Origin of the sequence: Paraburkholderia gardini (assembly GCF_907164575.1) — a bacterium.
Taxonomy (GTDB): Bacteria; Pseudomonadota; Gammaproteobacteria; order Burkholderiales; family Burkholderiaceae; genus Paraburkholderia; species Paraburkholderia gardini.
Window position 1 is genome coordinate 74283 of record NZ_CAJQYY010000004.1, and the last position, 12603, is coordinate 86885.

Sequence of the window (12603 nt, forward strand, 5' to 3'; positions counted from 1 at the left end):
TATTCGTGGTCGGAGCGATAGGATTCGAACCTACGACCCTCTGATCCCAAATCAGATGCGCTACCAGGCTGCGCTACGCTCCGACGAATCCGAGATTCTATCGGGGTGGCGATACCCCGTCAATCTTTAATCCCGCCGGACGCAGTGAAACTTCGCCTTGCCGCGTGCGGCGCGAACGTGCGAAAGTCGCGGCAGGCCGCATACACCTGGCGCATCATCTCAAGACAACCATCTTGCATGGGACCAGAGTAACGCGCTAAAGCACGAACTCTGGTCGACAGGAGACGACGATGAACCTCATCCTCTGGCGGCACGCCGAAGCCGAAGACGTCGCATCGAGCGATCTCGCGCGGCAACTCACCGTCCGTGGCCGCAAGCAGGCGCAAGGCATCGCGAAATGGCTGCGCGCGCGCCTCGACGACGACGCCGTCATTCTCGTCAGCCCCGCCGCGCGCACGGTACAAACCGTCGAGCCGTTGACGGACCAGTATCGCGTCGTGCGCGAACTCGCGCCAGGCGCACATTCAAGCGACGTGCTCGCCGCCGCCGGCTGGCCCGGGGGCATCGCGCCGACAGTCGTCATCGTCGGTCATCAACCGACGCTCGGCCAGGTTGCGGCGCTGCTGCTGTCCGGCAACGCATCGAGCTGGCCAGTGAAGAAAGCCGGTCTCTGGTGGCTCGAAAACCGCGAGCGCGCCGGCGACGGGCAGGTCGTCCTGCGCGCCGTGATGAGCCCGGATCTGCTCTGATCCCTACAATCTCCACGCGGCGTGCTTACGACACGTCATGGAATCGTCATCGCATTGCCATGCGAGCGTCACCCGGCGTTACTACATTGGCGGAAAAACGGACTCCTCCTTTTTTCACCAGGAACGCCCCATGCGAGAACTGCCGACGCCTACCCTGCCTTTCGCTTCGATCCTGTCCGAATCGCGCCGCCGTCTGCCGCGCGCCGAAGAAACCGTCACCGCGCAGCATCGCCTGCGTGTCACGTGGGCGAGGACCGACGAAGAACTCCGCGAGGCACAGCGTCTGCGCTACCGTGTATTCGCCGACGAAATGGGTGCGCGTCTCTCCGGCCCCGCCGGCCTCGACGTCGACCTGTTCGATTCATATTGCGATCATCTGCTGGTACGCGATCTCGATACGCTGAAAGTGGTCGGCACCTATCGCGTGCTGCCGCCGCATCAGGCCGCGCGCATCGGCCGCCTCTACGCGGAAAGCGAATTCGACGTATCGCGCCTCACGCATCTGCGCTCGAAGATGGTCGAAGTGGGCCGCTCGTGCGTGCATCCCGATTACCGCAGCGGCTCGGTCATCATGTCACTGTGGGGTGGACTCGCCGCGTACATGATGCAGAACGGCTACGAGACGATGCTCGGCTGCGCGAGCGTGTCGATGGCGGACGGCGGGCATTACGCATCGAACCTGTATGTTTCGCTGCGCGAGAACGCGCTCACCGCGCCGGAGTATCGCGCGTTCCCGCACACACCGCTGCCGGTCGACGAACTCCAGACGGGTGTCGACGTCGCACCGCCGCCGCTCGTCAAAGGCTATCTGCGTCTCGGCGCGAAAATCTGCGGCGCGCCGGCATGGGATCCTGACTTCAACACGGCCGACTTCCTCACGCTCTTCCGTCTGTCGGACATCAACGCGCGTTACGCGAAGCATTTTCTCGGCGACATGCTGTCGCGCTGAGCGCCAGTCCGGCGCACAGTGACAGCGGACCAAAAAACCCGGCAGACTGATCGCACAGCCGGCCGGTTTTTTTACGTTGAAGCTACGCGTTTCCGCCGTGACGGAACGCGCATCGCGCGGTTCAATCGTCCGTATAAACGACGCGATACGGAATCCCAACCTTCTCCCACTCCGCGGCTTCCTGAATCAGGCTGTAGTCGGTCAGCGGATTGTTCGCGACCCACTCGCCCGGCAGACGCACCTCGTAGCCGCCGTTCGCCTGCGTGACGAAAATGCCGGGTAGCCCGACGTCGGCACGTCGGCGGCACAGCAGCGACGCGAGCCGCAGGCAGAACAGCAACGGCCATTCCACTTCGCGCGTCTGCGACAGCTTGCCGAGCTTGCCCGCGTGACCGAGCACGAGCGCCGCGAGCCGCGCCTGGTCGGTGCGCGAAAAACCCGGCATGTCCGCGTTGCTCGCGATATACGCGGAGTGCTTGTGATACGCACTGTGTGAAATCGACAGTCCGATTTCATGCAGCGCGGCAGCCCAGCCGAGAAACATGCGGTTCTCCGCGCGGCGCTCGGCATCGTCTTCGTGAAGCTGGTCGTAGAAACGCACGGCGAGTTCGCCAATACGCCCCGCCTGCGCCCGATCGACGCCGTAGCGCCGCATGAAGCCTTCGGCCGTGACCGTGCGCATGTCTTCGTGCTGCGAGCGCCCCAGCAGGTCGTAGAGCACGCCGAGACGCAACGCGCCGTCGGTCGTGTCGACGTAATCGATGCCAAGCTCGTCGAACACCGCGATCATGATCGACAGACCGCCCGCCAGCACCGGAATACGGTCGGCCTTCAGCGCGACGAGCTTCAGCCGGTTGACGTTTTCCGCCTTGATCAGCGCACGCTTGAGCTTTTCGAGGCCGCCGCGCGAAATGCCGTGCGTGACGCCTGGATCGTTGAAATTGTTTGCTTCGACAAGTTCGGCCAGCGCGCGCGCCGTACCCGACGAACCGATCGCCTGGTCCCAGCCGGTCTGTTTGTAGTCGCTCGAGATGATCTGGATTTCACGTCGCGCGGCGAGTTCGGCCTGACGCATCGTGTAATCGTCGACATTGCCTGCGGGAAAAAACGTGCGGCTATGGCTCACGCACCCGATGTACAGGCTCTCCATGCGGATCGGCGTGTAGTGCGAGCCGATGATGAATTCCGTCGAGCCGCCGCCGATGTCCACCACCAGCCGCTGTCCGGCGTTCGCTGGCACGGAGTGTGCTGCACCGGCATAGATGAGACGCGCCTCTTCACGCCCGGCGATGACTTCGATGGGGAACCCGAGCGCGGCTTCAGCCTCGACCAGAAATTCGTCCGCATTCTTGGCGATGCGCAGCGTGTTGGTGGCGACCGCGCGAACGTGGTCGGGATGAAAATCGCGCAGGCGTTCGCCGAAACGCTTCAGCGCGTCCCAGCCGCGCACCTGCGACGCGCGGTCGAGCATCTTGTCGCGGGACAGACCGGCGGCGAGCCGCACGGCTTCGCGTAGCGCATCGACCTGGTAGATCTGGCTACCTGCCCCGGTTTCTTCAACGCGGCCCACGATCAGACGGAAGCTGTTCGAGCCCATGTCCACGGCGGCGAGGAGTTGTGGCGTATTGACCATCGACTGGGCGGACTCCATGCGCGCGAGTGCGGCGTCCATACTGGCTGCCGCAGTGTTCAAAGACGCCATTTTAAGCGTACTGGTCCTCACGATGTCACCCCTCGCGGTTGTGGGTGCGCTATGGTCCCATATACACTGGGTCGAATTCACGACAGGCAGCCGATACGGCGTAAAATTCATGACATTCGTGAATGTCATAAGAACGTCATCATACTGTGAGAATTTCCGAGCGTCCTTTCGAGTTACTAACCGACAATCCATTCTCGCTGCCGATGTCCATCCGCTACCCTCTTCTGAATCGCGAACTGGGCATTCTAGGTTTCAACGAGCGAGTTCTGGCGCAAGCCGCGGACCCCGCCGTGCCGCTGCTGGAACGCCTGCGCTTTATCTGTATCACCAGCAGCAACCTCGATGAATTCTTCGAAGTCCGAATGGCGGGCCTGCATGAGCAGATGCGCGACAACCCGGGCGCGCTCTCGCCCGACGGCATGTCGCTGCAGCACGTGTATGACCTCGTGGTCGAGCGCGCGCAGAAACTCGTGCATCGCCAGTACACGATGCTGCATGACACCGTGCTTACCGCCCTCGAGGAAGAAGGCATCTATTTCCACGGCACCGAAGCGTGGAACGAGGCGCAGACCGAATGGGCGCGCAATTACTTCTTCGACGAGCTGCTGCCAGTGCTGACGCCGATCGGCCTCGATCCCGCGCATCCGTTTCCACGCGTGCTGAACAAGAGCCTGAATTTCGTCGTCGAACTGGAGGGCAAGGACGCGTTCGGCCGCCAGGCGATGATGGGCATCGTGCAGGCGCCACGCGCGCTGCCGCGGCTCGTGCGCATGCCGCAGGAACTATCGGGTTATCCGCACGGCTTCGTGCTGCTCAGTTCGCTCCTGCAACGCTTCGTGAACGAACTGTTCCCGAACCTCATCGTGCGCAGCTGCAACCAGTTCCGGATCACGCGTAACAGCGAGCTCTTCGTCGATGAAGACGAAATCACCAATCTGCGTGTCGCGCTGCAGGGCGAACTGCCCGCACGACATCTCGGTAACGCGGTGCGCCTCGAAGTGTCAGCGGAAACGCCTGCGCATATCGCGCGCCGCCTGCTCGACGAAAGCGAACTCTCCGAAAAAGACTGCTATTTCGTCGACGGCCCGGTCAATCTCGTGCGGCTGATGCAGTTGCCCGAGATGGTGGACCGGCCCGATCTGAAGTTCGTCCCGCACATTCCGGCCATTCCGAGGCAGGTTGCCAACAGCGCGAGCCTCTTCGATGTGATCGATCAGGGCGACGTGCTGCTGCATCATCCGTACGAGAGCTTCCAGCCGGTACTCGAACTGCTGTTGCAGGCGGCGAAAGATCCGAACGTCGTCGCGATCAAGCAGACGATCTACCGCACCGGCACCGATTCGCCGCTGATGGACGCGCTCATGCAGGCCGCGCGCAACGGCAAGGAAGTGACGGTGGTCGTCGAACTGCTCGCGCGTTTCGATGAAGAGACGAACATCAACTGGGCGTCGCAGCTCGAAGCGGTAGGCGCGCACGTCGTGTATGGCGTGGTCGGCCACAAGTGTCACGCGAAGATGATGCTGATCGTGCGGCGCGTCTCGGTGAACGGCAAGTCGATGCTCAAGCGCTATGCCCACCTCGGCACGGGTAACTATCATCCGCGCACGGCACGGCTTTATACCGACTTCGGCCTGATGACCGCTGACCAGAGAATCTGCGAGGACGTGCATCACGTGTTTCAGCAACTGACGGGCATCGGCGGCGAACTGAAGCTGCACGAGCTGTGGCAATCGCCGTTCACGCTGCATCCGAAGCTCGTCGAGGCGATCCGCGTCGAAGCCGATCATGCGCGCGCGGGCCGCAAGGCACGCATCGTCGCGAAGATGAATGCGTTGCTGGAACCGACGGTCATCACGGAGCTGTACGAGGCGTCGCGGGCGGGCGTGAAAATCGATCTGATCGTACGCGGCGTGTGTTCATTGCAGCCGGGCGTGCCAGGGCTGTCGGAGAACATCACGGTGCGCTCGATTGTCGGACGCTTTCTCGAACATCACCGCATCTACTACTTCTATGCGAACGGCGAGGAGCAGGTCTATCTGTCGAGCGCGGACTGGATGGATCGCAACTTCTTCCGCCGCGTCGAAGTGGCGTTTCCGGTCAACAACCGGCGCCTGAAACGGCGTGTGATCGCAGAAGGCCTTTCGGCGTTTCTCGGCGACAACCAGACGGCGTGGCTGATGCAAAGCGACGGCCATTACCGTCGCCGCCGTCCGGGGAAATCGTCGCGAAATGCGCAGATGAGCCTGCTCACGCGCTTCTGTTCATAGGGTGATCGGGGCGGTGCCGCCCCGGTGCTGCCGGGCTCGCGCCTGCGGTTCAGACCGGCGCGGGTTGCCGCCGCGCCGTGCGCGACACCGGGAAGCGCACCGTGAAGGTACTGCCGCGCCCCACTTCGCTTTTCACTTCCAGTTGCGCGTCGTGCCGTTGCAGCACGTGCTTGACGATGGCAAGCCCGAGGCCGGTGCCACCCGTATCGCGCGAGCGGCTGCGATCGACGCGATAGAACCGCTCCGTCAGGCGCGGAATATCCGTCGCCGGAACACCAAGACCGCTATCGGTGACGGAAAACACCGCGCTGCCGCCGTTCGGCCGCCAGTCGACGTGAATCTTGCCGCCATCCGGCGTATAGCGGATCGCGTTCGTCACGAGGTTGCCGAGCGCGCTCAGGATTTCGGTTTCGACGCCCGTCACCGTCAGCCCTTCGTCGATATCGAACGTGATGACGTGCCGCTCGCCCGACAGGTTTTCTGCGTCGTCCTGCACATGACGGAGCACCGCGCGCATGTCGATCATCTGCTCGCCTGGCGGCTTGTTGTCGCCTTCGAGCGTGGCCAGCACCAGCAGGTCGCTCACGATATGCCGCATCCGCAACGCCTGCTGTTCCATCAGTTCCAGATAGCGTGAACGCTCTGCCTCGGAGAGCGGCAACTCGCGCATCGTCTCGAGAAAACCCGAAAGCACGGTAAGCGGCGTTTTCAGTTCGTGCGAAACGTTCGCGACGAAGTCGCGCCGCATCGCATCGGTGCGCTCGAGTTCGGTGATGTCCTGCGACAGCACGAGCTTGCGATTCTCGCCGTACGGAAACACCTGTACGGAAAGCACGTTCTGACGCTTTTCGCCCATGCCGCGCATGATCAGCATCGCGTCATAGAGATGCGAGTTCAGGTATTTGACGAAGTCCGGCTGACGCACGAGGTGTGTGATGTGCTGGCGCAGATCGCGCTTCGCGTCGAGACCGAAATGCACTTCGGAGATCGCGTTGCACCACTCGATCTGATCGTGATCGTCGAGCATCGCGACGCCGTTCGGCGACGCCTGGATCGCCTGGATAAAACGCGAATGCTGCTGCTCGACCTGGCGGACCTGCGCGTGCCAGCGCTTCGCGAGCTTGTGCAGCCGGTAGTAGATTTCGCCCCAGACGCCCGGAGCACTCGGCACCTCGCCATACACCGGCGCGTCGAGCAGACGCCACAGACGCTGCTTGTGAAACGTACTGAAGCACGTTTGCGCGGCGAGCACGACGATCGCGAGAATCAGCGCCGCGTCGACGTTCACGAGCATGCCAACGCCGACGCATGCGATCGCGAGCAGCACGAGCGACACGATGGAGCGCGCCCAGATGACGTTCATGTTCTACCGATCGAAGAGAGATTCAGGCGCACCGCGAAGGAGCCCTCCCAGCGCTGCACGTGATTGCCGGTGTTCCCGATGTTGCCCGGTATTGCCAGTCACACGCGACGGTCAGGCACTTTTCGCAAGCCGGTAACCGCTGCCGCGTACCGTTTCAATCATAGCATCGCACCCGGCCGGCTTCAGAGCCGCACGTAGACGCTTGATATGCACATCGACCGTCCGTTCCTCGACGAACACGTGATCGCCCCACACCTGATCGAGCAGTTGCGTGCGGCTATGCACACGCTCCGGATGCGTCATGAAAAAATGCAGCAGACGGAATTCGGTCGGACCGAGGTCGAGCTTGATCTCGCTGCCTTCGGCGTGTGCGGCCACGCGGTGTGTCGCCGGGTCGAGCTTCAGGCCGTTGATCGCGACGAGATCCTCGGTCAGCTGCGGCGCGCGGCGGCGCAGCACGGCCTTGATCCGCGCCATCAGTTCCTTCGGCGAAAACGGTTTGGTGACGTAGTCGTCGGCGCCGATTTCGAGGCCGAGCACCTTGTCCTGCTCATCGCCGCGCGCGGTCAGCATGATGATCGGAATGTGCTTCGTGCGCTCGTTGTTGCGCAGGTCGCGTGCGAAGGCGATGCCCGACTTGCCCGGCAACATCCAGTCGAGCAGGACGAGATCGGGCAGCACGTCGCTGATCAGGTTCGCCGCCTGCTCTGCGTTGTACGCGCGGATCGGACAATGTCCCGCGTGCTGAAGATTGACCGAAATCAGTTCGGAAATAGCGGGCTCGTCCTCAATGACGAGAATGCTGCTGGGCATCGGCACCTCTGTATCCTTGTGACGGGGTTAGCTAAGCGCTTCGCGTTCGAGCGCGTCGCGCGACTTGTGTCGCACGTCCGTGCCCTTCACGATGTAAATGATGAACTCGGCGATGTTCTTCGAGTGATCGCCGATCCGCTCGATCGCCTTCGCGATGAACAGAAAATCGAGGCCGACCGAAATCGAGCGCGGATCTTCCGTCATGTACGAAATCAGTTTGCGTACGAACGCGCGGAATTCGTCGTCGATCGCCTTGTCGTCGCGCACGATCTGCGCGGCGGCGACCGTGTCGAGACGCGCGAACGCATCGAGTGCGCGGCGCAGGATCGTCACGGCCATTTCGCCCGACAGCTTGATCTCGGCGATGTTGATCGTGCGCGATGCGCCGTCTTCCATCAGACGCTTCGTGCGCTTCGCGATCTTCTCGGCTTCGTCGCCGGCGCGTTCTAGATTCGTGATGGTCTTCGAAATCGCGATCAGCAGGCGCAGGTCACGCGCGGCCGGCTGACGGCGCGCGATGATGTTGCTGCATTCCTCGTCGATATCGACTTCCATCTTGTTCAGGCGCTCTTCGGCGGCAATCACCTGCTCGGCGATATCGAGGTCGAAGTTGTTCAGCGCTTCCATCGCCTTCACGATCTGCGATTCAACAAGGCCGCCCATTTCGAGCACCTTCGATGAAACGAGATTCAGATCGGCGTCGAACTGGCTGGAGAGGTGTTTGTCGGACATGTCTTGCTCCTGGTGCGCGCTGCATTGCGCTCTTGTGCTTCGCTTGTGTTCGCCGTGCGGTGACGTGCGCCGCGCAATCAGCCGAAGCGGCCGGTAATGTAATCTTCCGTTTCCTTGCGGACCGGCTTGATGAAGATCTTTTCGGTGTCGCCGAACTCGATCAGTTCGCCAAGGTACATATAGGCAGTGTAGTCCGAACAACGCGCGGCCTGCTGCATGTTGTGGGTGACGATCACCACCGTGTAATCGCTCTTCAGTTCCGCGATCAGTTCCTCGATACGGCCCGTCGAAATCGGGTCGAGCGCCGAGCACGGCTCGTCGAGCAGCAGCACTTCCGGACGGATCGCAATGCCGCGCGCGATACACAGGCGTTGCTGCTGGCCGCCGGACAGGCCGTAGCCGCTCTGGCCGAGTTTGTCCTTTACTTCGTTCCACAGCGCCGCTTTCGTCAGCGCCCATTCCACGCGATCGTCCATTTCCGAGCGCGACAGCGTCTCGAACATTTTCACGCCGAACGCGATGTTGTCGTAAATCGACATCGGAAACGGCGTCGGCTTCTGGAACACCATGCCGATGCGCGCGCGCAGCAACGAAATATCGCGTTTGGACGTGAGCAGATTTTCGCCGTCCATCAGGATTTCGCCTTCCGCCCGCTGCTCCGGATACAGCGCGAACATCTTGTTGAACGTGCGCAGCAGCGTGGACTTGCCGCAGCCGGACGGCCCGATGAACGCGGTCACCTTGCCTTCGGGGATGCGCAGGTTGATGTTCTTCAGCGCGTGATACTTGCCGTAGAAGAAGTTCAGGTCGTTGACCTCGATCTTCGGCGCGCCCGGCGCGAGCGCGTTGTCGCCCTCCACGGGACCGGAGCCGGCGGGCGCCGCGGAACGCGCGGCGGTGTTGAGGTGACTTTCTGCCATGTTCATCGGATGACTCCGCCGTAACTCATTACTTGTTCGAGAAGATCGTGCGCGCGAGGATGTTCAGACCAAGCACCCCGAGCGTGATCAGGAACACACCCGCCCATGCGAGCGATTGCCATTGCGCAAACGGACTCATCGCGAACTTGAAGATCGTGACGGGCAGGTTGGCAACCGGCTGGTTCATGTTCCATGTAAAGAACTGGTTCGACAGCGCCGTGAAGAGGAGCGGCGCCGTTTCGCCGGCAATCCGCGCGACGCCCAGCAGCACACCTGTCACGATGCCCGCGATCGACGCCTTCAGCGTGATCGACATCACCATCTTCCACTTCGGCGTGCCGAGTGCGAAGGCGGCTTCGCGCAACGCGTTCGGCACCAGCTTCAGCATGTTTTCGGTCGTGCGGATCACGATCGGAATCTGCAGCAGCGCAAGCGCAACCACCCCCGCCCAGCCGCTGAAATGCCCGAGTTTCGCGACCATCAGCGCGTACACGAAGAGGCCGACAACAATCGAAGGCGCCGACAGCAGGATGTCGTTGATGAAGCGCGTGATGCCCGCAAGCCAGCCCTTCTGACCGTATTCCGCGAGATAGACGCCAGCCAGAATGCCGATCGGCGTGCCGATGAAGGTGGCGAGCAGCACGAGCATCAGGCTGCCGACGATCGCATTCGCGAGACCGCCGCCGTCGGTGTTCGGCGGCGGCGTCGACTGCGTGAACAGCTCCACCGACAGACCGCCGACGCCCAGATGCAGCGTGGTGTACAGAATCCAGATCAGCCACAGGAGACCGAACGCCATCGCGCCGAGCGACAGCGTCAGCGCGACCGCATTGGTCGCGCGGCGACGCCGTTGCAGGCGGTTGCGCATCGCTTCGAGCGCAGCGCCATCGGTCGAACCGGGCATGATGTTCAGAGGCTGGCTCATTTCGCGCCCTCCGCTTTTTCGAGGCGAAGCAACATGAGCTTTGAGATCGCCAGCACGATGAACGTGATCACGAACAGGATCAGGCCGAGTTCCATCAGCGCCGACGTGTGCAGACCCGGGCTCGCTTCGGCGAACTCGTTGGCGAGCGCGGACGTGATGCTGTTGCCCGGCGAAAAGAGCGACACGTTGTCGAGCAGATTGGTGTTGCCGATCACGAACGTGACAGCCATCGTTTCACCCAGCGCGCGACCGAGGCCGAGCATCACGCCGCCGATCACACCGCTCTTCGTGAACGGCAGCACGATCTTCCACATCACTTCCCATGTGGTGCAGCCGATGCCGTACGCCGATTCCTTCAGCAGCACGGGCGTGACTTCGAACACGTCGCGCATCACCGACGCGATGTACGGAATGATCATGATCGCGAGAATCACGCCGGCACACAGGATGCCGATGCCGATCGGCGGGCCGCTGAAGAGCGCGCCAAGATATGGAATGCCGCCCAGCAGATGACCTAGCGGCTTTTCGAAGTACTCGGCGAAGATCGGCGAGAAAATCAGCAGACCCCACATGCCGTACACAATCGACGGAATCGCGGCGAGCAGTTCGATCGCGATGCCGAGCGGCCGGCGCAGCCACGCGGGCGAGAGCTCGGTCAGGAACAGCGCGATGCCAAAGCTCACCGGCACCGCGATAATCAGCGCGATGACCGATGTGGCGATCGTGCCGTAGATCGGAACGAGCGCGCCGAACTTCTCGCTGGGGGGATCCCATTCGGAGGTCCAGAGAAAGCTCAGGCCGAATTTCTGGATCGTGGGCATCGAGGCCACGATCAGCGACACGATAATGCCACCGAGCAGCAATAAGGTGACGATAGCGGCCGCACGCGTGAGACCGCCAAAAATGACGTCGCCGGCGCGACTGGGCGCTTTCTGCTGCGCCTCGCTGCCAGGCGGATTCGAACGGGGCGCACTGGCCTGAGGCGAGCCAGATGCTAGAGGAAGGTCGGACATGTCAGCCTTGAGAGCCTGTGATTCCTGAAGCTGCGCGGCACGATGCCGCCACAGCCGTACTGCAAAACCGCCTGGCCTCACACGAGGCCAGGCGGGAACATCGTCAGACGATACAGTTTAATCCGCGAGCGTCTTGCCCGAGGCGTCCTTGATTTTCGACTTCCACTGCGTGCGGATTTCAGCCGTCACCGAATCCGGCAGCGAGATGTAGTCCAGATTGTTTGCAGCCTGGGTACCGTTCTTGAACGCCCAGTCGAAGAACTTCAGCGTTTCCGTGCCTTGCGGCGCCTTGTCCTGCGTGGTGTGCAGAAGCACGAAGGTTGCGCCGACGATCGGCCATGCGTCCTTGCCCGGCTCGTTCGTCAGGATCTGGTAGAACGACTTCGACCAGTCTGCACCCGCTGCCGCGGCCTTGAACGTTTCCGTCTTCGGCTCGACCACGGTGCCCGTCGAATTCTTCATGGCGACGTAAGTCATGTGGTTCTGCTTCGCGTACGCCCATTCCACGTAGCCGATTGCGCCCGGCAGACGTTGCACGAAGGCCGCGACGCCGTCGTTGCCCTTGCCGCCCGTACCCGTCGGCCAGTTGACCGTTGCGCCTTCACCGATCTTCGACTTCCAGTCTGCGTTGACCTTCGACAGATAGTTCGTCCAGATGAAGGTCGTGCCCGAACCGTCGGCGCGGCGAACCACGGCAATGTCGGTATCCGGCAGCTTGACCTTCGGGTTCAAGGCGACGATTGCCGGATCGTTCCACTTCTTGATCTTGCCCAGATAGATGTCGCCGAGCACTTCGCCCGACAGCGTCAGTTCACCCGCCTTGATGCCCGGCACGTTGATAGCCGGGACCACGCCGCCGACCACCGTCGGGAACTGGAACAGGCCGTCTTTCGCGAGTTCGTCGTCCTTCAGCGGGGCGTCCGAGCCGGCGAAATCGACCGTCTTCGCAACGATCTGCTTGATGCCGCCCGACGAACCGATACCTTGATAGTTGACCTTGCCGCCGCCCGTCTTCGCGTAGGCGTCCGCCCACTTCGTGTAGATCGGTGCTGCAAACGTGCTGCCCGCGCCAGTGATGTCGGTGGCGTGCGCTGTGATCGCGAAAAGTGCGCCAGCCATGCCAGCAAACGCGGTGTGCATCAATTTCATGAGACCTCCAGAGTGTGAGCG

11 protein-coding genes and 1 tRNA gene are annotated in these 12603 nt (G+C 62.2%); 3 read left to right on the top strand and 9 right to left on the bottom strand.

The window, feature by feature from the left end:
• Positions 1 to 6: 6 nt before the first annotated feature.
• Positions 7 to 83: transfer RNA gene (locus tag LPA34_RS04700), tRNA-Pro, on the bottom strand.
• Between the two features lie 207 nt (positions 84 to 290).
• On the opposite strand from LPA34_RS04700, the gene LPA34_RS04705 reads away from it, so the two are divergent.
• Positions 291 to 749, top strand: coding sequence for a SixA phosphatase family protein (locus tag LPA34_RS04705; protein WP_228975448.1), 459 nt, complete (start codon positions 291 to 293; stop codon positions 747 to 749).
• 130 nt (positions 750 to 879) lie between these two features.
• The gene (locus tag LPA34_RS04710) at positions 880 to 1698 is read left to right on the top strand and encodes a GNAT family N-acetyltransferase (protein ID WP_228975450.1); all 819 of its coding nucleotides are present in this window, start codon (positions 880 to 882) and stop codon (positions 1696 to 1698) included.
• Positions 1699 to 1819: 121 nt separating this feature from the next.
• Here the strand turns inward: LPA34_RS04710 and ppx are convergent, their stop codons facing one another.
• On the bottom strand, positions 1820 to 3400 hold the full coding sequence (gene ppx, locus LPA34_RS04715) for an exopolyphosphatase (RefSeq protein ID WP_411178795.1): 1581 nt from the start codon (positions 3398 to 3400) through the stop codon (positions 1820 to 1822).
• A gap of 203 nt (positions 3401 to 3603) precedes the next feature.
• Between ppx and ppk1 the strand changes: the two genes are divergently transcribed.
• Positions 3604 to 5667 (top strand): polyphosphate kinase 1, encoded by a 2064-nt coding sequence (ppk1, locus tag LPA34_RS04720; RefSeq protein ID WP_228975454.1) that lies wholly within the window; start codon positions 3604 to 3606, stop codon positions 5665 to 5667.
• Positions 5668 to 5716: 49 nt separating this feature from the next.
• Here ppk1 and phoR read toward each other — a convergent pair whose 3' ends face one another.
• From phoR to pstS, 7 genes are all read right to left on the bottom strand, one after another.
• The gene (gene phoR, locus LPA34_RS04725) at positions 5717 to 7030 is read right to left on the bottom strand and encodes a phosphate regulon sensor histidine kinase PhoR (RefSeq protein ID WP_228975456.1); all 1314 of its coding nucleotides are present in this window, start codon (positions 7028 to 7030) and stop codon (positions 5717 to 5719) included.
• 111 nt (positions 7031 to 7141) lie between these two features.
• Positions 7142 to 7843 carry a phosphate regulon transcriptional regulator PhoB gene (gene phoB / locus LPA34_RS04730; RefSeq protein WP_228879101.1) on the bottom strand — a complete coding sequence of 234 codons (702 nt, stop codon included), beginning with the start codon at positions 7841 to 7843 and terminating at the stop codon, positions 7142 to 7144.
• Between the two features lie 27 nt (positions 7844 to 7870).
• Entirely contained in the window at positions 7871 to 8575 is a 705-nt protein-coding gene (gene phoU / locus LPA34_RS04735) for a phosphate signaling complex protein PhoU (protein ID WP_228975458.1), read from the bottom strand.
• 77 nt (positions 8576 to 8652) lie between these two features.
• A complete protein-coding gene (gene pstB / locus LPA34_RS04740) occupies positions 8653 to 9501 on the bottom strand; it encodes a phosphate ABC transporter ATP-binding protein PstB (protein ID WP_228975460.1) in 849 nt (282 codons plus the stop codon).
• A 22-nt stretch (positions 9502 to 9523) separates the two neighbouring features.
• Entirely contained in the window at positions 9524 to 10420 is an 897-nt protein-coding gene (gene pstA, locus LPA34_RS04745; protein WP_228975462.1) for a phosphate ABC transporter permease PstA, read from the bottom strand.
• Positions 10417 to 11433: a phosphate ABC transporter permease PstC gene (gene pstC / locus LPA34_RS04750; RefSeq protein WP_228975464.1), complete on the bottom strand. Its 1017-nt coding sequence runs from the start codon at positions 11431 to 11433 to the stop codon at positions 10417 to 10419. The genes pstA and pstC overlap by 4 nt, the downstream gene beginning before the upstream one ends.
• A 117-nt stretch (positions 11434 to 11550) precedes the next feature.
• Positions 11551 to 12582, bottom strand: coding sequence for a phosphate ABC transporter substrate-binding protein PstS (gene pstS / locus LPA34_RS04755; protein ID WP_228975466.1), 1032 nt, complete (start codon positions 12580 to 12582; stop codon positions 11551 to 11553).
• Between the last annotated feature and the right edge of the window lie 21 nt (positions 12583 to 12603).